The organism is uncultured Flavobacterium sp., from assembly GCF_951805225.1.
GTDB lineage: Bacteria > Bacteroidota > Bacteroidia > Flavobacteriales > Flavobacteriaceae > Flavobacterium.
The window spans coordinates 5667460-5691033 of sequence record NZ_OX638201.1; the positions used below are offsets into that span (position 1 = coordinate 5667460).

20 protein-coding genes and 2 tRNA genes are annotated in these 23574 nt (G+C 32.5%); 11 read left to right on the forward strand and 11 right to left on the reverse strand.

Features of this window, described 5'->3' with window-relative positions:
* The first annotated feature begins 225 nt into the window (after positions 1-225).
* Positions 226-1482 carry a DUF445 domain-containing protein gene (locus WN975_RS23625; RefSeq protein ID WP_337968610.1) on the forward strand — a complete coding sequence of 419 codons (1257 nt, stop codon included), beginning with the start codon at positions 226-228 and terminating at the stop codon, positions 1480-1482.
* 116 nt (positions 1483-1598) lie between these two features.
* Here WN975_RS23625 and WN975_RS23630 read toward each other — a convergent pair whose 3' ends face one another.
* The 6 genes from WN975_RS23630 to WN975_RS23655 all read right to left on the reverse strand — a co-directional run bounded on the left by WN975_RS23630 (position 1599) and on the right by WN975_RS23655 (position 11005).
* Positions 1599-2987: a TolC family protein gene (locus WN975_RS23630; protein ID WP_337968611.1), complete on the reverse strand. Its 1389-nt coding sequence runs from the start codon at positions 2985-2987 to the stop codon at positions 1599-1601.
* Positions 2987-4333, reverse strand: coding sequence for a biotin/lipoyl-binding protein (locus tag WN975_RS23635; RefSeq protein ID WP_337968612.1), 1347 nt, complete (start codon positions 4331-4333; stop codon positions 2987-2989). Before WN975_RS23635 ends, WN975_RS23630 begins: the two co-directional genes overlap by 1 nt.
* Positions 4334-4336: 3 nt before the next feature.
* Positions 4337-5998: an ATP-binding cassette domain-containing protein gene (locus WN975_RS23640; protein WP_337968613.1), complete on the reverse strand. Its 1662-nt coding sequence runs from the start codon at positions 5996-5998 to the stop codon at positions 4337-4339.
* A 16-nt stretch (positions 5999-6014) separates the two neighbouring features.
* Complete coding sequence (locus WN975_RS23645) at positions 6015-6686, reverse strand: TetR/AcrR family transcriptional regulator (RefSeq protein WP_337968614.1); 672 nt, start codon at positions 6684-6686, stop codon at positions 6015-6017.
* A 231-nt stretch (positions 6687-6917) separates the two neighbouring features.
* A complete protein-coding gene (gene gpmI / locus WN975_RS23650) occupies positions 6918-8435 on the reverse strand; it encodes a 2,3-bisphosphoglycerate-independent phosphoglycerate mutase (RefSeq protein ID WP_337969015.1) in 1518 nt (505 codons plus the stop codon).
* Between the two features lie 140 nt (positions 8436-8575).
* On the reverse strand, positions 8576-11005 hold the full coding sequence (locus tag WN975_RS23655) for a DUF5916 domain-containing protein (protein WP_337968615.1): 2430 nt from the start codon (positions 11003-11005) through the stop codon (positions 8576-8578).
* Between the two features lie 319 nt (positions 11006-11324).
* Between WN975_RS23655 and WN975_RS23660 the strand changes: the two genes are divergently transcribed.
* Positions 11325-12047 carry a murein L,D-transpeptidase catalytic domain family protein gene (locus WN975_RS23660; protein ID WP_337968616.1) on the forward strand — a complete coding sequence of 241 codons (723 nt, stop codon included), beginning with the start codon at positions 11325-11327 and terminating at the stop codon, positions 12045-12047.
* Here WN975_RS23660 and WN975_RS23665 read toward each other — a convergent pair.
* Positions 12036-13628, reverse strand: a complete 1593-nt coding sequence (locus WN975_RS23665) for a L,D-transpeptidase family protein (protein WP_337968617.1) — start codon at positions 13626-13628, stop codon at positions 12036-12038. The two genes, WN975_RS23660 and WN975_RS23665, sit on opposite strands and share 12 nt — an antisense overlap.
* A 1-nt stretch (position 13629) precedes the next feature.
* Positions 13630-14067, reverse strand: a complete 438-nt coding sequence (locus tag WN975_RS23670) for a GNAT family N-acetyltransferase (protein ID WP_337968618.1) — start codon at positions 14065-14067, stop codon at positions 13630-13632.
* A gap of 136 nt (positions 14068-14203) precedes the next feature.
* Here WN975_RS23670 and WN975_RS23675 point away from each other — a divergent pair.
* A tRNA-Gly gene (locus WN975_RS23675) sits at positions 14204-14276 on the forward strand.
* A gap of 107 nt (positions 14277-14383) precedes the next feature.
* Positions 14384-14456: transfer RNA gene (locus WN975_RS23680), tRNA-Gly, on the forward strand.
* A gap of 405 nt (positions 14457-14861) precedes the next feature.
* Here the strand turns inward: WN975_RS23680 and pepE are convergent.
* Positions 14862-15569 (reverse strand): dipeptidase PepE, encoded by a 708-nt coding sequence (gene pepE / locus WN975_RS23685; RefSeq protein ID WP_337968619.1) that lies wholly within the window; start codon positions 15567-15569, stop codon positions 14862-14864.
* Between the two features lie 164 nt (positions 15570-15733).
* Between pepE and WN975_RS23690 the strand changes: the two genes are divergently transcribed.
* From WN975_RS23690 to WN975_RS23720, 7 genes are all read left to right on the forward strand, one after another.
* Positions 15734-16501, forward strand: coding sequence for a carboxypeptidase-like regulatory domain-containing protein (locus tag WN975_RS23690; RefSeq protein WP_337968620.1), 768 nt, complete (start codon positions 15734-15736; stop codon positions 16499-16501).
* A complete protein-coding gene (locus WN975_RS23695) occupies positions 16488-17213 on the forward strand; it encodes a carboxypeptidase-like regulatory domain-containing protein (protein ID WP_337968621.1) in 726 nt (241 codons plus the stop codon). The genes WN975_RS23690 and WN975_RS23695 overlap by 14 nt, the downstream gene beginning before the upstream one ends.
* Positions 17203-17961 (forward strand): hypothetical protein, encoded by a 759-nt coding sequence (locus WN975_RS23700; RefSeq protein WP_337968622.1) that lies wholly within the window; start codon positions 17203-17205, stop codon positions 17959-17961. Before WN975_RS23695 ends, WN975_RS23700 begins: the two co-directional genes overlap by 11 nt.
* Positions 17945-18457 carry a hypothetical protein gene (locus tag WN975_RS23705; protein ID WP_337968623.1) on the forward strand — a complete coding sequence of 171 codons (513 nt, stop codon included), beginning with the start codon at positions 17945-17947 and terminating at the stop codon, positions 18455-18457. The genes WN975_RS23700 and WN975_RS23705 overlap by 17 nt, the downstream gene beginning before the upstream one ends.
* 66 nt (positions 18458-18523) lie before the next feature.
* A complete protein-coding gene (locus WN975_RS23710; RefSeq protein WP_337968624.1) occupies positions 18524-20773 on the forward strand; it encodes a M1 family metallopeptidase in 2250 nt (749 codons plus the stop codon).
* A gap of 105 nt (positions 20774-20878) precedes the next feature.
* A complete protein-coding gene (locus WN975_RS23715; protein ID WP_337968625.1) occupies positions 20879-21226 on the forward strand; it encodes a twin-arginine translocase TatA/TatE family subunit in 348 nt (115 codons plus the stop codon).
* A 1-nt stretch (position 21227) separates the two neighbouring features.
* Positions 21228-21791 (forward strand): phosphatase PAP2 family protein, encoded by a 564-nt coding sequence (locus WN975_RS23720; protein ID WP_337968626.1) that lies wholly within the window; start codon positions 21228-21230, stop codon positions 21789-21791.
* 248 nt (positions 21792-22039) lie between these two features.
* On the opposite strand, the gene WN975_RS23725 is transcribed toward WN975_RS23720, so the two are convergent.
* Positions 22040-22780: a phytanoyl-CoA dioxygenase family protein gene (locus tag WN975_RS23725; RefSeq protein WP_337968627.1), complete on the reverse strand. Its 741-nt coding sequence runs from the start codon at positions 22778-22780 to the stop codon at positions 22040-22042.
* Positions 22781-22856: 76 nt separating this feature from the next.
* Entirely contained in the window at positions 22857-23498 is a 642-nt protein-coding gene (locus tag WN975_RS23730) for an O-methyltransferase (protein WP_337968628.1), read from the reverse strand.
* Positions 23499-23574: the final 76 nt, after the last annotated feature.

The following is a 23574-nucleotide window of genomic DNA, read 5'->3' on the forward strand; positions in this document are numbered from 1 at the left end:
TTTCCGCCACGAATTCCATAAATTGGCACGAATCAGATTGAATTTAAATATTAAATTTCACGAATTCTATATTTAAGTGTAAAGTGATAAAGAAAAATTCGTGAATTGCTTCGCCTGTTCGCTGTCGCTCGGGTCGTGGCAAACTAACAATTAATATCGATTAGTTTTTCAAACTACTATTTGACAGAAAAGCCGTAAATTAGTAAGACTTAAAACTAATAAATTATGGAAACGTCTATAGATCAAGAAAATATACTCAAAAAGAAAGCTTTAAATAAAATGAAAGGGAATGCTTTATCACTTTTAGGTGTTGCAGTTCTTTTATTTATAATTGCTATTTATTTTAAAATTCCAATGTTGCAGGCTTTTAGCGAAGCGGCAATGGTTGGTGGAATTGCCGATTGGTTTGCGGTTGTGGCTTTGTTTCGTCATCCGTTGGGAATCCCAATTTGGCACACGGCTATTATTCCGACTAAGAAAAATGAGATTGGGGAAAATCTGGGAAATTTTGTTTCAGAAGAATTTCTAAATCGCGAAAAACTGGAAGTTAAAATTGAAGAATTCAACTTTGCAACAAAGGCTTCAGAATGGCTTTCGCTTGACGAAAATGCGAATAAAATTGCCAATTTGGTTGTTTTGAATATTATTCCGGGAGTTTTAAAAACGATAAAAGATGAAGATATAAAACGCTTTATTCAAATTCAATTTAAAGAAAAACTCGAAGGAATTAATTTTGGAGAATGGGTCGCGCTTGCTTTAGAACCTTTGCAAAAAGGAAATGTAAAAGACGAATTGCTGACTAATCTTCTGAATGTGATGAGTACGGAACTTACTAATAACAAAGATTTGATTCGGAAAAAAGTAAAAGAATCAACGCCGTTTTTAAGTTTTGGCTTAGCCGATAAAAGTATTACAGAAGGTGTTTTTAATGGATTGGCAGATTTTTTAAATGAAGCTAAACATCCCGGAAGTGCGATTAGAATTAAGATTGACGAATATGTTTATGACTTTCTGGATAAAGTGAAAAACTCTGAAGAAATGAGAATCAAAATCAATAATATGATTCTGAGTTTTGCCGGAAAAAAAGAAGTTCAGGATTATATCAACGGAATTTGGGACGAAATAAAATTGTCAATTACCAATGATTTAGAAAAAGGCGAGGAATCTTCGATTAAGAAAAATATTTCAGGCTTAATTCAAGGTTTCGGAAACGGAATAAAAGAGGATCCGATAATGATTGATAAGATCAATAATTTCATCAAAAACGATTTACTTTCGATTCTTTTAAACAATAAAAAAGTGATTGGAGATTTAATTTCTTCCACAGTAAAAAGCTGGGACGGAAAAGAAGTTTCTGAAAAATTAGAACTCGAAATCGGGAAAGATCTGCAATACATCAGAATCAACGGAACTCTCGTTGGCGGACTTATCGGAATTCTAATCTATTGTGTCGAATGGACATATCACTATTTTGTGATATAAAATATATAAACCATATAAGTGATATAAGTAATTATAAGTTACGCCGTTTTTAGGTTTCGCTTAAATGAACTTATATCACTTATATGGTTAAAAAAAGCACTTATATGCTTTAAACTTTAATCAGGATTTGCCATGATTTTAAATAGCTCTGAATTGGAGATGTAAAATCTGTTTTCGAGAGCGATTGCTGCCAGTTTTGCACTTACTAAATTGTTCTCTCGAGTATTAATCAGGAACAAAGAACTTTCACCAAAAGTGAACAAACGTTCTTCGGAATTTAGCATCGTCATATTGTTTTCGACTAAATCTTTGGCTAATTTTTTCTGTTTTACAAGCGAAATAATTTCTGTTTTTTGCGCCGTTATTTTATTCGTCAATTGTGTTTTTTCTAAAGCCAGAGCAAACTGATTTTCCTGAAGTTTATACTTTGCCAATTTCAAACTTCCGCGTTCTTTTCGCAGAAATAACGGAAAGTAAAATTCCAATCCAATTTTGTAATCGTCAAAACGGTAATTGTCAATATAAGCCGGTTCAGATAAATACGAGTAACCAATGTTTATTTTAGGCAACAGCATATTCTGTTTGAGATCTTTTTCGACAGTCAGCATATCTATTTTATTTTGCATCGCATTTAATTTCGGATGCGTGTCTAAACTAAAATCTCCCTGCAATAAATCGTTTGTTTTTAAAGTTTCCTGCAATGTAGATTCAAGCGCAGTTTCCGGTACAAGATCATCTGAAATTTCTAACGGAATATTGTTTTCAAGCCACATAAAATTTGACAATTCCAGTTTTGATTTTGTTAATTTTAGCTTAGAATCTTCAAGACTTAAAGCCCTGTTTTTTACAATAATTCCCGCTTCAATACTGTCAATCGCTGGTTTATCACCTTGAGTAATTAAGGATTTAATTCCCTCCAAACGTATTACGGCGTTGTTGTTGTAGGTTTCGTAAAGTTTCATTTCTTCAAAATTCTTCTTCCAGTTAAAATAAGCAAGTGAAGCATCGTATAAAACGCTCACAGCTTGAAGTTTTCTTTCAGATTGACTTAGTTTTATCTGAATTTTGGCTTTACGAAGATCTGCCATTCTTTGATTAATAAACAATCCCTGACCAAGCGGAACACTAATTCCAAAAGAAGTTAAACCTGAATTTGGAGTTGTATTTTCCGGATTAAGATAATAACCTTCGTTATTGTCAAATCCTGCTTTTAGCTCGATTCCGTACCACGTTGGGATTTTGAAACTACTGTTTAGAATCGAATAATATTCTTTGTCTTTGAATTTCTTCTGACTAAAATCGACTTCAATTTTTGGATCAAAACCACCTCTCGCCATCATCAAATTGGCTTGTGCTTCGCTTACTTCCAGATTGGCGCTTTTAACCAATGGATGATACTTTTTTACATATCCCAGAAACTCATTATAAGTAAGTTCCTTCGAGATGGTTTGCTGACCAAAAACGGTGCAACTCAGAAAAAGAAAAGCTATAAATATATGTTTCATTATTTTTTCTCTTTAGTTACTTTTTCGCCGGTTTTGTAATAATTAGGAGGGAATCCGTTTAAGGTTCTCCAGATTTCAAACCAAATTGGCACGGTGTCTAATAAAGCAATTGTTTGTGCTCCGGAACCAATACTCAATTGTTTTGGCCATTTTGCTTCTTTTGGATCGGGAGCGATTAAGATTCTGTATTTTCCGTTTGGACTAATGAAATTTTCTATTGCCACAACTTTTCCTCCAAAAGTTCCGTACGACATATCCGGCCAGCCCGAAAATACAATTGTTGGCCAACCGTCAAACCAAACGCGCACTTCGGCTCCTTTTTTAATTAAAGGCAAATCGATTGGGTTTATAAAAGTCTCAACAGCAATATCATATTGCGATGGCATTATCGTTACAATTGGCGTTCCTTCTTTTATAGTTTCGCCCAATCCTGCCTGCAAAGCTCTGTTGATATAGCCATTTTGTACCGCTTTGATATAATACATTCCGTTTCGTAAGCTGTAATTTGCATACTGATTTTCTAATTTATTGACTTGTGCTTCAGTGTCAAATTTATTGCTCAGAGTTGTAAATTGATCACTTTTGGCTTTAGCTACTTTTTCAGCATATTCAGCAGAAATTCTGTTAATCTCAACTTGCGCGTTTATGTATTCGTTTTTGCTTGTTAGATATTTGTTTTCCTGCGTTATTATTTTGGCATCAACATCTTGCAGTTTTAAACGTTTTTCTTCAACATCTGTCAAAGGTTTTAAACCTTCTTTATTCAATTGTACCGAACGATTGTATTGAGTATTGGCAATTCTTAATTGTGTTTTTGCTGCAACCAAATCAATACTGTCACTTTTTATTTTTAAAAGCGATTGTTTGACTTTGTTTTTTGCCTGTTGCAGTTTGAGATTTTTTTCATTTTCTATAGATCGAATCTGAGTAGAAAGTGTCGTTACTTTTTCATCATAAGATTCCAAAGAATTCTTTTTTGCATCAACCTGATTTTTGGTATTCTGAACCAAATTTGGATCCATGTAATCCTCTTTTATTTCAGAAATAAATAGAATCGTATCTCCTTTTTTTACAAAGTCACCTTCTTGTACGTACCATTTTTCAATTCTCCCCGAAATAACACTTTGAATAGATTGTGGTCTTTGATTTGGTTTTAAAGTTGTTACAGATCCTGATCCCGAAATATTTTGTGTCCAAGGCAAGAAAAGAGCAATTAATCCTAAGATCGACGTTGCAACTATTATTTTGTTTAAAATCTTAAAATGAGGTCTGTTGCTCAGGTTTTTTACAGTCTCGTATCGATCAAGTGACTGTAATTTTGTTTTGTTGTCAGATATGTTTAGCATGACTTATTGTTTTTGATCCAGGATAATATGTCCGTTTTGCATCGTTATTTTTCGGGTAGATTTTGTTTTCCAATATGGATTTTTGGAAGAAACAATAATCGTCCAGTTGTTTTTCTCAGAAGTAATAAAATCAATGATTTCATTCGCAACATTTTCGTCCATTGTATCTGTTGGATCTTCGTAGAAAAGTACTTTTGGTTTATGAATTATACTTCTCGCCAATAGAATTTTTTGCGCATTAGACGATGACAATTGTCTTCCTTCAGGATAAATATGTGTTTTTAAACCTTTTGGCAATGTTTTAATTAACGGACTTAATTGAACTCCATCAAGTGCCCATTTTAAATCTTCGGTCGTTATCGAAGGATCATTAAAAGTTATATTTTCAAGAATGCTTCCTTCAAATGGAGTTTCGTTATGAATTATGCTGCCTATTTGTGCGCGATATTGTTTTAGATCTATTTTTCTAAAAGTATCGTCGTTGATGTAAAAAGCACCAGAACTTTGTTTTAATAAACCTGATAATAATCGAATTAGTGTTGTTTTTCCGGAACCATTTGTACCATCAATTACGATTTTTTCGCCTTGTTCAATTTTAAGCGTGATAGAATCTAAAGCGTTTGTTGGAGCATCCGGAAATTTAAATTTTAAATTTTCAGTTTCTAAATTGATGCTGTTGTAGCAATGATCTATTTGTGAATCTGAGTTTTCTTCTAATTCTAAATCAGTTACTTGTCCAATTTTTTCAACAGAAGTTAAAACATCGTAGAAACTTTCAAGTCCAACAATGATTTTTTCGACAGAAGTAATTACTAATAAGATAATGATTTCGGCAGCAACAAATTGTCCAATATTCATTTCCTGACTTAAAACCAAATATCCTCCAATTGATAATAAACTTGCCGTAATAATGACTTTGAAAAGGATTAATTGTATAAATTGTCTTTTGATTACGCCAAAATGTTTCTCACGATAATTAAGATAACCTTCGACTATTGTGTTGTTTTTTTGAAGTGCAAAATCGTAGTTTAATTCATTTCTGAAACTAAAATTATTACGAGCCATTTCTTGTAACCAACTTGCTACTTTGTATTTAAATTTTGATTCTTTTAAACTCGTTTCTATACCTGATTTATACGAAAATTTAAAAATAAAGAATAAAAGAAGGAACAATAAAAGTCCAAAAACAATAAAATAAGGATGATATAAAGAGAGCAGAATTATCCCAAAAGTAATTTGAAGTAAAGCTGCGGAGAAATCCGTTAATAATTTTGAAGTTCCTTTTTGAATGGTTAAAGTATCAAAAAAGCGATTCGTTAATTCCGGCGGATAAGTTCCGTATAATTCTTCCGATTTTATTTTTGGCAAACGAGCCGCAAATTCAAACGAAGCGCGAACAAATATTTTTTGTTGTAAATTTTCAGTGATTCTTAATTGCATCAAAGCTAAAATTCCAACAAGTGCAACACCGGCAACAACAAGTATAATAAGCACAATCCAAGATGCGCTTACTCTTCCGGATTGTATAAAAGTGATGATCGCCTGGATTCCTAATGGAAGTGATAAACTGATTAATCCGGCAAAAATGGCGTAGAAAAAAATTTGATAAATGTCTTTTTTATCAAGCTCTAGTAAATTGTAAAATCTTTTTAGTGGAGTAGTCATACTATTTTTTTTATAATTAGCGCAGAACGTTATGTGCGAGATTTAGGTAAAATTGCGTTGTTGTAACCGTTTCGTTGCAATCTGTAATGGATTTCAAATGATCTGTTAGAAAATGCTGGTGTAAACTTCCTTCGACAATAGTCGATACTAATGATTTAGCATATGGATATTCGGGATTTACTTCCTTGACAATTGCAACAACTCTATTGATAACTCTTTTATAGATTAAAAAAAAGCCTTCTTTATTTTCCTGATCAACTTCTTTAGTATGAAGTGTTTTTGTGAATTCGGCAATTATTATTTTGTTTAAAATCGCTTCGTTAATATGGTCTGTTGAGACATCATCAGTAATTTTCTCGGTAAGTATCGTGATCGCTTTATCGAGTTTTTCTTTTTTGTCCAGAATATTGGTAGTGGTAAAGACAAGTTTGTATTCCATCCAGCTCCAATACCATGAAGATAAATATACTAATAATTTGTGTTTGTTTTCGAAATATCGGTAAATAGAACTCTCGTTTGAGCCTATTTTTTCGCCTAATTTTTTGAAGGTAAAATTGTCAAAACCAATATCATCAATAAGAAGAATACTTTGCTCAATTATCTTTTTTCCCAATGCAGATGTTTCCGGATCTTTTACGTAGATCTTTTCGTTGACCTGCATCTTTATATTTGATAGTATAATTTCCATAAAAGTTATTTTAAATGCAAATATAATAGTAATACTATCAATTTGGAAATTTTAACTTTTATTTATGCGAAAAAAAAAGCTGCTCCTGTTTGGAATAGCTTGTATTTTCTCAATTTTTGAATTTTTTATTTGGGATTATAAAACAGAAAACCCGACAGATTTTAAAAATCTGTCGGGTTTATTTTGAAGTTTTCAGTGTTTAGAATAACTAAAAACTGAAACTAAAAATTTTTACAATAACGAATGACAAGTCATTGCATTAGGTTGCTGAACGCCCATTAATTCAAGAATAGTAGGAGCGATGTCACCTAAAACACCATTTTGGATATTTTTTAATTCCTTGTCAACCAAGATAATCGGCACTGGGTTTGTTGTGTGCGCTGTATTTGGGCTTCCGTCAGGATTAATCATTGTTTCGCAATTTCCGTGATCGGCAATTACAATTGTAGTATAATCATTGGCAAGAGCCGCTTCAATCACTTGTTTTACGCAAGCATCTACAGCTTCACAAGCTTTAATTGCAGCGCTCATGATTCCCGTATGACCAACCATATCTCCGTTTGCAAAATTTAAACAAACGAAATCAACTTCACCTTTATTCAATTCAGGAACAAGAGCGTCTGTTAATTCAAAAGCACTCATTTCTGGTTGCAAATCGTAAGTTGCTACTTTAGGAGAATTTCTTAAAATACGTGATTCACCTTCAAAAGGAGTTTCTCTTCCGCCAGAAAAGAAAAATGTCACGTGAGGATATTTCTCTGTTTCAGCAATACGAATTTGTTTTTTGCCTGCTTTCTCTAATACTTCACCAAGAGTTTCAGTAATATTATCTTTATTGTAAACTACTTTTACGTTTTGGTATGTTTCGTCGTAATTCGTAAGCGTTACATAATACAAGTTTAACTTGTGCATATTTTGCTCGTGAAAATCTTGTTGTGAAAGCGCTTCTGTAAGTTCACGACCTCTGTCTGTTCTAAAGTTAAAGAAGATAACTACATCACCTTCAACAATTGTTGCAAGAGGTTTTTCTTGTTCATCAACCATTACGATTGGAGCAATAAACTCATCAGTAACATCATGCGCATAACTATCAAGAACGCTTGCAACTGCATTTTTAGATGGAGTTCCAATAGCATTTACTACTAAATCATAAGCAAGTTTTACGCGTTCCCAACGTTTGTCACGATCCATTGCATAGTAACGACCAATGATTGAAGCGATTTTTACCGGAGTATCTTTAATGTGTTCTTCTAAATCGTGAATGTATTTTGCTCCGGATTTCGGGTCAACATCACGACCATCTGTAAAAGCGTGAACAAAAATTTTATCCAAGCCATATTCTTGAGATGCATCGATCAATCCACGTAAGTGAGAAGTATGAGAGTGAACACCTCCATCAGAAACTAATCCTAAAAAGTGAACTTTTTTATTGTTGTCTTTAGCATAAGTAAAAGCATCAACAAGTACTTGTTCTTTGGCAAGTGTTTTGTTTGCTACCGCTAAGTTTATTTTGGCTAAATCCTGATATACGATTCTTCCCGCACCAAGATTCATGTGACCAACTTCACTGTTTCCCATTTGACCTTCAGGAAGACCAACATTTAATCCGTCAGTTCGAAGTTGTGCGCTTGGGTAATTTTTGTAAAGGCTGTTTATAAAAGGAACATTTGCATTGTCTATCGCTGATACTTTTGGATCAGGAGATTTTCCCCAACCGTCCAAGATCATAAGTATTACTTTTTTATTCATCATTTTTAGTTTTTTACAAAGATAAACCATTTCTAAAATGTGAACGAAAGCAATGTTATAATTTATGGTTAATAAAATGAAGGCTATTAAAAAATAATAATTTGGTTGAAGAACCCTGAAAATTTTAAAATTAATTCAGACTAGACTTTGTTTCTAATCTTATTTTTGACAGCATTATAGTCAATAAAATATTTTACACTAACCGAAAAAATGTGTTTTAGAGCGTCATTGTTCAGTAAACCGGTTACATTATTCTTGAAATTTTTGTCAATAATACGTTCAAAATTTGAAGCATTATTTCGGTATAAAACCGAAAGCTGACTTCCCGGCGCAAACCACCACGAATACGATAAATCAGTATTCCAGGAATAAAAGCTTGAGTTTTTATTTTCTGTATATTGAGGATAAGGCGCGAGAGTTCCGTCTGGCTCAAGTTCTAAAATGTTTTTATTTTCAGCCGATGACCAATAATGACGAACCGCCAGATTGAGTGTCATGGCGCTGTTTAAAGCATATTTTCCGCCAAGAGTATTCGCATAAGTAATTACATTTCGGTTTGCAAAAACGATAATTTTAGGAGTGTTTTCATTGTTATCATCGTCATAACTATCAATATAACCTTTGTTGTTGTTACGTTTTAAAAAACTAAAAGTATAAGTTAGTAACAGTTTGTCGTTAAATCGATATCTCGGGCCAATATCAGCTCCGTAAGCAATTCGTCCAGATTCATCCGCAATAGCAATAGATGGATTTAAATCAATGGCAAATTTCTTGTTGTAATTCGTCGATACACTTGCCCACGCTTCAATTTTCCTAGGAATAATAACGTACCTGTTTTCTGCTCTGGGTTCGTAATAATCATAAGATTCCAGCGGAAAAAGAGTAACTCCAAAACCATAATAATTATTATTTACCGATGTAACATTTACTTCTGAACTTATTTTATTGTCTTGAACTTTTCCGGATTCTTTATTGAACTCGACATACATATCATAGTCCACTTTAAACTTATTAAAAAGTTTAGTCGGGTTTAGGATTCTATAATTTGCATTGCCATAAAAGTTGTAATAATTGGTGTAAAAGTTAATTCCCAAATCATTTGGATCAAAATCTTTAGTCACAAAATCAGTTCCTACGCTGTAGCGATATTTACCGCTTGTTTCTGCAAAACTTACAGTTGAAAAAAGCCCATTTTTATTTTCGTCAGCATTGATAAAACTGTATTTGACGTTACCGGATAAATTATAAGTATTGGCTTTAGTATTTAAATCCCAAACTAATCCGGTTAGGTTTGCATCTCTAAAATGCCCATCTCGAGTAACATTCGTATTAATAAATGTTACTGAAGAATTTTTTCTAAAACGCTGATCTAAAACCAATACATTATAATTCGTCAAAGGTTCTACAACTACGCGTCTTGTTTCGCCTGTTATCGTATCTTTTATAGTAGCAAAAGTTCTCTCGGTAACAGCATTTAAGATTCCAATTCCTAATCCGTTTTTTGTTCTTCCTGAAACTTTCAAAGCGTTAATTAGATTGACGTTTTGTACATTATCGATTATTTCCTCATTCTTGTTTAAATCAGGATCAACAGACGGTTTTCCACCAATTCTTCTCGAATAAAACATATTCCCTTTATTAAACAAATCTGTTCCTTCGGTAAAAAAGGCTCTATTTTCGTTGAATTGCTGTTCAAATGGACCAAGATTCAGGATTTGATCGTCGTATTTTGCCTGTCCAAAATCAGGAATTAAAATTGCGTCAAGCGTAAAAGCATCGCTAATTCCGTATTTAATATCCATTCCGCCTTTTACCGTGCCATACGTTTTTTGATCATCAGCAGCATTTAGATAATAAGAAGCGTACGGAAGGAAAAATAATCGGGTAGGAGGTTTGATGTTTTCAATTCCTGCCAGATCACCATTTTGCTGCGTAAAAGTTCCGATTTTAGTATTGATTAAATTCCACGTATATTTTTTACGTTCTCGTTTTATTTCTCTGAAAAAATTTATTCCCCACGTTTGTTTGTTTTCTCCCGAAAATCTCAATGCCGCATACGGAAGTTTAATTTCTACAATCCAGCCATTGTCGGCTATTTTTGCTTTGCTGATCCAAACCGCGTCCCAGGAATAATCCTCGCCATTTGCATCTGTCATAATGCAATCGCCTTGCACATCTGCAGCTGAAACGAAAAACTCAAAATTTTGCTGACCATCATTAAAGCCATTAATAAAAACGCCAAAAATATCGGCAGTTCCAAAGTTATCACGCTGCGAAATTTCTTTTAGAATCTTAGCAGGTTCATCATCATACATCATTGCACCAATATAAATGGCGTCATTATTATATAAAACTTTAACGTCAGTTCTTCTCGCTTCCGGAATCGGTTTGCCATTATCAGGATCATACATTACAAAATCAGTTGCAATCGAAGCATCTTTCCATGCTGATTCATCTAGTTTCCCGTCAATAGTAATGCTTTGCGAAGTCGATTGGGTTTGCAAAACTTTTTTCTGACTATAGCCTGAGAAAGTAGATAAAAGAAGAATAAGAAAAAGTGCTTTTTTCATGTCATGTTCAAAATAAACGATTCTGTAAATAGGTGTTGAATTAATAGACAACGTTTTTCTCGAATTGTTACAGTTATAATTATAATAAATGGCTTTTGATTAAGTTTTCTTTAAGAAAAGGGATCAAAACGCTAAGATTTTTATGATAAGTAAATATCTTACAAATAAAAAAGTTTTTTGCTCCAAATGCTAATTTTTTGCCTTAGTTCTGTTAAAGTTTAACCAAAAAGCCCCTGATTTACAGGCTTATATTTTGATAGGTACATTTTTTTTATACTTTTGCCAGACCCAAACCTTTTGTTTAACCTAAAGAAATTCAATGATTTACAAAATTTATCCACTTCTTGTGTTTTTGCTATTATCTTTTGGTAAAGATTCAAATAACACATCCGAAATTAAAAAAGAAACAGTAAAGCATTATGCTAAAGTTGAGAAACTTACTGTTGAAGCAAAAATTGAAAGTGTTTATAATACTTTGAACACTAACAATTTTAAGCTGCCTGAACTTAAGACTTTTTCTGAAGCTTTAAAAGGTTTTTACCTGTTGAAAGAAAGAGGGATTATTCAAAAAAACATTTTGACATTAATTGATTTTAGTTTGTCATCAAATTCAAAACGCCTTTGGGTAATTGATTTAACGACAAACACAATCTTGTTCAATTCGTTAGTTGCTCACGGACGAAATACCGGAGAAGAATTTGCATCAGCGTTTTCAAACTCAAACTCCTCTTTTAAAAGTAGTTTAGGTTTTTATGCAACCGGTGAAATTTATCGCGGAAAACACGGAGCTTCTCTTCGTTTAGACGGATTAGAAAATGGTGTAAATGATAACGCCCGCGAAAGAGGAGTAGTTATGCATGGAGCCGATTATGTTTCTGAATCTTTTATCAGAAACAATAAAAGATTAGGCAGAAGCCAAGGTTGTCCGGCAATTCCAATGGAATTAACAGACGAGATAATCGAAGTTATAAAAGACAAATCGTGTTTGTATATCTACCATCCATCAAGAAGTTTTGCGATGGAAGAAAGGCTAATTTCTTAATTTAGCATACAAATCCGAATCTAAATTATAAATATCAGCTCTGAAAATGAGCTGATTTTTTTTGCTCCAAGCTGTCCAATACCATTGATATAAAGCATATTTTTTGACAATCTTAATGCTTGTTGTTTTTTTGGTAGCAATCAGCGTATCGATTTTTTCTCTGTTCCATTTTTCAGGATCATCTAATATATGTTCTGCCAGTTCTAAAGGATTTTCAATACGAACACAACCAGAACTTAAAGAACGATTGTTTCGGCCAAAATAATTTCGATGATTTGTATCGTGCAAATAAACGCTATGATGATTTGGAAACAAAATTTTCATTACTCCCAATGAATTGTTATATCCTGGACTTTGTACATAACGGTAATTACCGGGTTTGTTTTCATTCCAGGCGCTTGGATCTACAACTTTTCCTGTAGTATCATATATAGTTATGCTTTTATTCGCCAGATAATTTCTATTGCGTTTCATTGCCGGCACAACATCTTCTTTTAATATAGTTGGCGGAACCGTCCATGTTGGGTTAAAAACAACAGTTTTTAGTGTTGAGGTTATAATTGGCGTTTTTCTTTTGCTCGTTCCTACTACAATATTTCGAACTAATGTCGTGTCTTTTTCTTCAACAACATTCAGGCTGTAATTAGGAATATTAATGATGAAATAATTCTCAGCAAAATCTGTAGTATACCATCTCCAACGTTCCAGATTGGCAATAATTTGTTCTCTTCTTTTTTCTTTCGAATAGTTTAAAGCTTTAATCGTTCCAGCGCCAATAACTCCATCGTCAGCTAAACCATGTCTTTCCTGGAATTTTTTGATTGATTCGAATGTCTTTTTATTGTAAATTCTATTCAGAGTGTCTTTTCCAGACATATCTCCCCAAAATAAAAGTCTCTTTTTGATATTGACTAAAGCGTTGTTGGTATCATTAAGAGTGATTTTTTTTGTCGAAGAGTCGATAGCAATCGTTCCAATTTCGTCATTTGGAAACTTGTCAATAATTTCAAGAGCTTTTAATAACTCCTTGTAAGTTTCTGATTTCGGCTGAATATTGTCAACAATACTGTCCAGTTTATTTTTATTAAATGCCTTTATCAGAACACTATTTACGTCGAATGTTTTTTCTTCTAAATCCCAATCAGTATATAGTTTTTTAGGATCCAGTTTTCCTTTATATAAGTGATTCAGGTATTTTTCGAAGTTGTACGTCAATAAAATATCATAAGTAGCCAGATCTTTGTCGCTTAACGAACTGATTCTGCTTTCAAATTTTTTAAGCTTAGAAGTTTTATAATCCTCAGGATCTAAACCAAGTAGGTTTGAATTTTCTAATTGCGATAAAACGTAAGTTCTCTTTTTAAGATTTCCCCAAACGGTTTTATGTTCAGAAGCATCATAAAATTGTTTTAAGGTTTCGCTCTTGAATACATTTATTGTTGCAGTATCTATTTCTACTTTTCTTTCGTCAGTAAGTATGATTAATGGTGGTTTTTTCTTGACCACAGGAGCGGGTTTAGGAGTATCTTTTTTACAACTAATAAACAGGCTTATAACTAATAAAAAGTAAAGTTTTCTCATTTCATATTTTTTTAGACATTAAATAATGTTCTCCTACATCTTTAATGTCAAATGCGTCACCCAGAGTTTCGTAATTCATTTTTTTATAAAAACCAACAGCGGCTGTTCTTGCGTTGAACCAAATTAAATCGACATTGTTTGCATTGCAGTATTTTTCGCAATGTTTTACTAAAGTTTCTCCAATTCCTTTTTTCTGATGGTTTTCTAAAATAGCCATTCCGCGAATCTGAGCTTGGTTATTTTCGGCAAATATAGGATTGATTTTTTGAAATAGTGAAATAATTCCTATTAAAGATTCATCTTCGAATAAACCAAAATGTTTTGTTGTTTCCAGATCATCACCTTCAAAGATGCAACTTTCGATAGATTTTCCTTTTCTTAAAACAGGTTGACGAACGATATAAGTTTCTTTTGACGGTATTTCTTTAATGATACTCATGATTTGTGTAAAATAAATAAATATATAACTTTTTAATTTTAAATTAGTTATAAATTATTGTTGTTTTTTATTGAATTTTTTTGCGAAAAAGCTTGTTTTGAACTTAAGTTATTTTCTATATTTGCACCACGGTAATGCGAAAGTAGCTCAGTTGGTAGAGCTCCAGCCTTCCAAGCTGGTTGTCGCGAGTTCGAGCCTCGTCTTTCGCTCTAAAAAACCGGAACTTAATTGTTTCGGTTTTTTTATCAAAAGTAAATAATTTTTGATTTTTATTTTGTTTTAAAAATTTAATTATTTATATTTGCACCCTGTTAATGCGAAAGTAGCTCAGTTGGTAGAGCTCCAGCCTTCCAAGCTGGTTGTCGCGAGTTCGAGCCTCGTCTTTCGCTCTTCAAAATCCTCAAACAAATTGTTTGGGGATTTTTTGTTTTAAACCATATAAGTTATGTAAGTAATTATAAGTTTTTGCCTAAATTGGAATTTCTCATTTTTTAAGGATCACTATAGAAACTTGTGAAGAAACATAAATATTTTGTATTGACTAATTATTTTAACCGCAAAGAGCGCAAGGTTTTTTTTATTCGTAAGGTTTTATATAAACGCAAAGTTCGCAAAGCTTTATCAATATAGCTTTGCGAACTTTGCGTTTAATGAGCGTAATAATTTATAACAAAAAAACTTTGCGCTCTTTGCGGTTAAATTCATCCTTAATTTTCATAGCTCCACAAGTTTTTGTATTGATTCATTTTTTTTTAAATGAACTTACATAGCTTATATGGTTTAAGAAAATCTTTTTAGTTTAAATTACTCAAATCGCTTTCTGTTTCTAATTCTGCAGGATTTTCGTTTTGCTTGAATAAACGAGCTTTTAGATTTCCTTTAAGAGTGATTTTGTCTCCTTTAACTTCAAGCCAGCTTCCTTCTCTTAATCCTAAAACCGGAATTGAATTAAAAGCGTGAAATTCTTTAATTCTTGTTTCGCGCGTTTCGCCCATATGTTGTGATTGTGTATCTGGATCTAAATAATGTGGATTTAGATTGAAAGGAATTAATCCTAAAGTCTGAAAGCTTGGTGGATATATTATGGGCATATCATTCGTGGTTTGCATTGATAAGCCGCAAATATTGCTTCCTGCACTTGTTCCTAAATATGGGGTTCCGTTTTTTACCGTTTCTGCAAGAACCTGCATAACATTGTTTTTGTATAATTGCGTAACCAGTAAAAAAGTGTTTCCTCCTCCGGTAAAAATACCTTCAGCATTTTTTATTGCGTTTGCAGCATCTTCAAATTCATGAATTCCTTTTACGGCAATATTTATAGTAGAAAATGCTTCAGCTACTTTTTTTGTGTATTCGTCATGCGAAATTCCGCTTGGACGGGCATATGGAATGAATAAAAGGCTTTTGCAATTTTTGAAATGCGACGCTAATACCGGTAAAATATAGTCTAAATAACTGCCTCCGTGTAGTGTAGATGTGCTGGCAATGATGATACTTTTCATAAAAAATTAACTCAGATTTGTTTCTGTTAAAGATATTAAAACTCTCTTTTTACAAAGTGTAAAACGGGTTTAATTAACATATTTTTACCAAGTCCTTAATACTAAATTTGGAATACATTAAGATATTTTTACAGCTTTAAGAATAATTCTAATTTTTTAGCATTTTGATCAATAAAGTTGCATGTATTTTAATGGTTGTTTTGGGACAAACTACTTGGTCTCAAAGTCAGGATCGTAGTGTTATTAACGGAAAAATAGCTGCGAATACCTCTGATTTGGAAGGAGTTTACGTTATAAATGCTCAAACTGAAGCGATGACAACTACGGATGAAACGGGGGCTTTTTCTATTTTGGCTAAAGAAGGTGATACGCTTGTTTTTTCATCCATACAATTCAAAGAAAATAAGGTTTTGCTAATTGCGGACAATTTCTCAGACCTTAATTTTACCGTAAAATTGAATATGGTAATGCATCAATTGCAGGAAGTTGTGATTAGAAATTATAACGGAATTAATGCGACTTCATTAGGTATTATTCCGCAAGGACAGAAAAAATATACAGAAGCCGAAAGAAAACTACATACAGCTACGGCATTAAATCCAACTGCAAATGCTGGTTCGATGGCTGGAGGTTCAATATCTGCAGATCCGTTATTGAATTTCTTTTCAGGAAGAACTGCAATGCTCAAAAAAGAAGTAGCGGTAGAAAAGAAAGAAGCTTTTATGAAACTTTTGGAGCATATGTTTAGCATTGATCATTTTGTAAATAGATTACAAATTCCGCTTGAATACGTAAAAGGTTTTGAATATTATGCAGTAGAAAACGATAAATTCACAGTAATTTTGAACTCTAAAAATAAAACTTCGACAGAGTTTTTACTAGGCGAATTGGCCGTTAAATACAAAGAAATAATAGCGAGTGAAAATAAGTAATATAATATTGGTTTTTCTTCTAACATTGGTTCAGGTTAGTTTTGGACAAAATAAAGTTTCAAGGGAAATTCTTGGGCAGATTTTAGCACAATCTACTTCGGTTGAAGGAGTAAATGTTGTGAATAATACAACACAAATGGCAACTATTTCAGATGTAAATGGAATGTTTACAATTGCTGTGAAAGAAGGCGATGTTTTGGTTTTTTCTGCTGTAAATTTAGAAGTGTTTCGTTATCGTATTACTGCAGATGATTTGAATTTGAATTCGCTGAAGATTAAAATGACTGCCAAAGAAGTAGAATTGAAGGAAGTTATCGTAAATGAAAATGCCAATATCACGGCAGAAAATTTAGGTATAATTCCATACGGGCAAAAAAAATATACGCCGGCAGAAAGAAAAGTATATACTGCAACTTCGACTTCTGTAGATAAGTTGTTGAATATGATGTCTGGGCGAACTACAATGTTGAAAAAAGAGGTAAATGTAGAGAAAAAGGAAGCGCTTTTTAGAAAAATGGAATACCTTTTTGAAGAGAATTATTACACTGATAGATTGAAAATTCCGACCGATGATATCAAAGGATTTCAATTATATTGTGTGGATGATGCCGAATTTGCTGTATCTTTGAATACTAAAAACAAAACAATGAGTATGTTTTTAATAACAGATTTAGCAAGAAGATATTTAATAATTCTCGAAAATGAAAAATAGACTAGGAATACTCGTTGTGTGCTTATTTTGCCAGATTGCGCTGGGACAAAATAATTCAAGGAAGCCATTGCATGGACAAGTTGTCAATACAAGATTGGCGATAGAAAGCGGTTATGTGATGAATATTAATGCAAACGTTAGAACTTTTATAGGTTCAGGCGGATTGTTTGATATTATGGCAAAACCAAAAGATACTTTATTGTTTACAGGTTTGGCATTTCAGGCAAAAAAAGTTGTTCTGACAGAAAAAGATTGTTCAGATGTACTTTTTTTAATTCAATTAGATTTAGCCAATAATCAATTGAAAGAAGTTGTTGTTCGCAAAGATTTAAAAGTAAAATCCCTAGATAAAGATACTCAGAAATATGTTGATATGCAGTTTGAAGATGATAAACAATCGACAGCAAAAAACACAGCAATGTATTCTGATCAAACCATTAAATACGGAATGGATTTTGTTCGAATTTTCAAAGATGTAAAAAAGATTCTAAAGAAAAACAAAGACGAGGTTAAACCGGAAGTTATTGATGATATGGCTTTTGTGCAATATTCCAGAGCCAATTTTACTACAGATTTTTTTACTAAAACATTAGGATTAAAAAACGATGAAATTGATTTATTCTTAATGTATTGTTCGAATGATCCAGAGTCTAAAAGACATTTAAAACCAGAAGAAAAGTTTGAATTAATGGACTTTATGGTTAATAAAAACAAAGAATTTCAAAAAGCAAATGTTGCCGAAAAATAGATTAATTTATCCTCTTTTAGGATTATTGTTTTTATCGCTTTCAGCTTTTACATTCCATAAATTTTATATGGGTGTTTTTCAGGTCAATTATGCGGCCGAAAAAAAAATGATTCAAATTACTTCCCGTATTTTTGTCGATGATCTGAATAACGGAATCGAAAAAAAATACCATAAAAAATCATACATCGGTACTGAGAAAGAAACTCAGGCCGATGTTGATTTATTAAAAAAATACCTTTCAGAAAACTTCACAATAAAAATAAACGGACAATCAAAAATTATTACTTTTTTGTCTAAAGAAGTAGAATCAGATGATGTTTTGGTTTGTTATTCCAGAATAAAGGATGTGGAGAAATTTAAGACAATTGAGATTTTAAATTCTATTTTAGTAGATTGGAATGCTGAACAGCAGAATATTACACATATTACAGCTTTTGGTACGAAACGAAGTGTTCTCTTTACAGAATCTTCAAGGAAAGAATTGTTAAAGTATTAAATAATAGGTAAAATTATTATTTTAATTGTTATTTTCACACCCTGACAAAATTACCCATAAATATTTATGAAAAAACTTTCATTATTATTGCTTTTTCCTGCAATACTTATTGCTCAGGAAAAAACTACCACTGTTGCACCTAAACAACAAGGCAAATATGATACGAACAAATTTAGCCAAATGTATGATTTATTGGCAACACCAAATATGTTTCGTACCGCAGCAGGATCTCCCGGACCGGCATATTATCAACAACAGGCAGATTATAAAATTGATGTTGAATTAGATGATAAGAATTCAAAGTTAAGTGGTTCTGAAACGATTACTTATTCAAACAATTCACCGGATATTTTAGAGTATCTATGGGTTCAGTTAGATCAGAATCAAGCAAAAGTAAATACACAATCATCTTTAGCTGAAAGCGAAAAAATCAGTCAGGTTTTACCATTAGATGGTTTCTCAAATAAATATTTGAAAAAAGATTTAGAACGTGGTTTTAATATTGAATATGTAAAAGATGCAAAAGGAAATGCAATGTCTTATACGATCAATGAAACTATGATGCGTATTAACTTGGCGACTCCTCTAAAAGCAGGTGAGAAAATCTCATTTTCGGTAAAATGGTGGTACAATATCAATAACTATAGAAAAGAAACTGGAAATGGACGTTCAGGTTATGAATTATTTGAAAAAGACGGAAATAAAATATATGTAATTGCTCAGTTTTACCCAAGAATGGCAGTTTACAATGATGTTGAAGGATGGCAAAATATGCAATTTTGGGGAAGCGGAGAGTTTGCTTTGCCTTTTGGGAATTTTGACGTAAATATTACAGTTCCTGCAGATCACGTAATCGATGCAACTGGAGAATTGACAAATAGAGCAGAAGTTTTTACTGCTGAACAAGTAAAACGTTACGAACAAGCACAAAAATCATTTGATAAACCTGTTGTAATTGTTACGCAAGCTGAAGCTGAAGTAACTGAAAAAGGTTTCTCTGAAAAGAAAAAAACCTGGAAATTTAGTGCTAAAAATGTACGTGATTTTGGAATTGCATCTTCAAGAAAATTCATTTATGATGCAATGGCTGTAAAATTAGGTGGCAAAATTGTAATGGCAGAATCTGTTTATCCAAAAGAAGCAAATCCGCTTTGGGGAGAAACTTCGACAATGACAGTAGCACATACTTTAAAAAGTTATTCATCACACACATTTGATTATCCTTATCCAAAAGCGGTTTCAGTTTCTGCAGAAGATCAAGGAATGGAATATCCAATGATTTGTTGGAATTACGGTCGTCCTGATGAAAATGGAGTGACTAGTAAAGAGGTTAAAAACGGAATGATTGGTGTTGTGATTCACGAAGTTGGACATAACTTTTTCCCAATGATTGTAAACTCTGACGAGCGTCAATGGACTTGGATGGATGAAGGTTTAAATTCATTTATGGAATATATGGCAGAGCAGGAATTAGATCCTACATTCCCGTCAAGACGTGGTCCTGCAAAAAATATTGTTCCTTATATGAGTGGAGATCAAAAGTTTTTAGAGCCAATTATGTCTAACTCTGAAACAATTGCTCAATTTGGAAATAACGCTTACGGAAAACCTGCAACTGGTCTTAATATGTTAAGAGAAGTTGTTATGGGACGCGAATTGTTTGATTATGCTTTTAAAACATATGCAAACAGATGGAAATTTAAACACCCAACTCCAGAGGATTTCTTTAGAACGATGGAAGATGCTTCTGCAGTAGATTTAGATTGGTTTTTCAGAGGATGGTTTTACTCAACAGATTTCGTAGATATCGGAATCAAAGAAGTAAAACAATATTATGTTTCTGATACTCCAACTGCTGATATTAAAGATGTAAAAGTTAGAAAAGGACGTTTCGGATTTGATAAAGGACCTTTTGTGTATTTAGTTTCAGGCGATAATGCTGAAGTAAATGCTTCAAAAAAGACAGCTTTAAAAGTAGATGACGTAAAATTATTGTCTGATTATGTAAATCAAACTTTTACAGCAGAAGAAAAAGCAGGATTAAAATCGCCTAAATATTTCTACGAAGTAGAATTCAATAAACCAGGCGGAATGATTATGCCAATTCTTGTTGAGATTACTTACGAAGATGGTTCAAAACAAAATTATCAATATCCGGCTCAAATCTGGAGAAAGAATAATGATACCGCTAAAAAAGTTTATGCAACCGAAAAAGCGATAAAAAGCATTCAGATAGATCCAAAATTAATGACCGCTGATATTGATGTAACCAATAACTCTTGGCCAAAAGTAGAAGAAAAGTCAAAATTTGATTAAATATAAAAAGAAGAAGACTCTGAAAAAGAGTCTTTTTTTTTAAGTAAATTTTAAAACTGTCAGCTACAAAATTTAATATCTTTGTGGCACACTAAAATAAAAGATATGTTTGGTATAGGAGGAGGAGAATTAGTTTTCATACTATTTATAGTTCTAATGCTTTTTGGTTCAGACAAAGTGCCGGAAATTGCCCGTACAATGGGAAAAGCAATGGCACAATTGAAAAATGCAACCAATGATATTAAAAGCGAAATCCAAAAAGGAGCAGAGGCCAACGGTCTTGATTCAAAAGCTCTAACGGATATCACTGGAAATATCAATGCTCAAATTAATGATGCTAAGGCTAATTTATTAGGTGATTCAGCTAATTTGTTGGGAGAAACCGCAACAGAAATTGACAAAGTAAAAGAAGATATCGATTCTATCTCAGGACCTGTAAAACGCCAAATGTAATATGCTTGAAAAAATAAAAGAACTAGATACTCAATTACTTGTTTATCTTAATGGTCTAGGCTCTGAAACATACGATAAACTTTGGCTTATTATTACCAGTCAGTTAAATTGGACGCCATTTTTTCTATTACTTTTCTATCTTATTTATAAAAAAGTAGGAGGGAAACAAACCTTGTTTATTGTACTGTTTATTGCTGTTTTGCTGACTTTTACAGATCAGGTTACCAATTTATTCAAATACAACTTTCAACGTTTGCGTCCGTGTAATAATCCCGAAATCAATACGATTATTCGTGTTGTTCAGGTTAGAACATCATATAGTTTTTTCTCCGGGCATGCAGCAAATACAATGGCAGTTGCAACGTTTTTATTCTTAGTTTTAAGACGTTATTTTAAATATTTAGGATTCTTGTTTTTATGGCCATTAATTTTTGCTTATAGCCGTATTTATTTAGGATTGCATTATCCGGGAGACATTCTTACAGGATATTTCTTTGGAGCACTTTTCGGATTTTTACTGTATTTGGTATATCGAAAATTAAAACCACAATATTTTCCTGGATAATTTTTAGGAGCTATTTCCAGCTATTCGCTATATCTTTTGTTTTTTAAAGAAAAAAACAAAAGGATGTCGCTTCTATCTGGGCTAGGATTCTAGTTTTCAAAAGAAAATTTAAGATCAAATAATATATCAGTTTTTGAATTGTCTCCTGCTTTAGTTGGAGGATTAAAAATTCAACTCAATATAAAAGGCTTTAGCAAAACGCAATGTTTTGGCTAAAGCCTTTTTTAATTTAAACAAAGCTCAGAAACTTAGTATCTCAGAACCTCAGAACCTTTTTCGAAAACCTTCTCGCTCCATTCTAATCCATCAGGAAGTTGTTGATTGCTAAATTCGATATGAATAACTCTTCTTCTTTCGTTATTGGTAGTTTTGTTTGAAGCATGAAATAATAACGGTTTCATAATCATAATTCCTCCTTTTTCGACTTCGCAGATTGTTTCTTTTTCTTCTTCAAAATTGAGATTTTCAATTCTTAAAATCCCTTTCGAATGAGAGTTGTTAATGACTTTTAAGGCGCCATTATCTTTTGTAGTTTTATCAATATGAATTCTGATTGTGAAATTGTTTTCCAGAATTTCTTTTGGAGGCTGAACCGCAAACTGATTTTGTTTTATCGTCCAATTTTCGAAGTTTTCTATTTCAGCTTTTTTGTCAACAGAAATAGTTAAATCCTGATGATAAGCAACAAACCAATTTGATTTTTCAGGCTTATCAAAATAAATAGATTTGGTTATGAAATACCTTTTTCCAAAATTAGATTCAATAATATTCTCTAAATTCTGATTGAAAATATGAGGCAATGTTTCTGGAATTTCTTTGTGAAATTGTCTAATAGCAAATAAATCCTGAGATTTTCTAAAAGTTGCATTTTCATTTGAATTCTCCGTTACATTCTCAATTAATGAAATCAGCTTTTCGAGTTCATTTTCAGAATAAATATTATTTATAATTGCAAAGCCTTCGGAATTTATTTCGTTTAAAGAATTCATTTTGAAATCAATTTTTTTGTAATTATCTATAGAAAAAACTTAGAGCCTTAGTATCTCAGAATCTCAGAACCTTTTCCTAAAGAACCCTACTAACCGTCAAGCCATCACGAATTGGTAATAAAACGGTCTCAACTCTTGGATCATTTTTCAAAAGTAAATTGTATTCCAAAAGCACTTTTGTGCTCACATCATTTGGATGAACTGGTTCTAGGATTTTACCGCTCCATAAAACATTATCAGATAAAATAATTCCGCCTTTATTCATTTTCGGAACAATCATTTCCCAGTAATTCAGATAATTTTCTTTGTCGGCATCGATAAAAACCAAATCAAATTTGACATCCAGAGTTGGAATAATATCGACAGCTTCTCCTAAATGCTGGAAAATTTGTTTTCCCCAAGGCGATGCATCAAAATATTTGCGTTGAAAATCTACTAGTTCTTCTTTTATGTCAATCGTATGTAATTGACCACTTTCCTGCATTCCTTCGCATAAACACAAAGCAGCATAACCAGTATAAGTTCCAATTTCAAGAATATTAACCGGACGAATTAATTTAGATAACATACTCAAAACGCGGCCTTGAAAATGTCCGCTTAACATTCTTGGCAAAAGGATTTTCTGGTAAGTTTCTTTGTTAAGTTTGGCTAGTAATTCCGGTTCGTTTTCAGAATGTTGCTGGATATAATCTTCTAAGTCTTGTGATATAAAATGCATGTTGTAGTGTCTTCAAATTTAGAAAACAAAAATACGAAAAATATTGACTCACTTTTTTGCATAAAAAAACCATTCC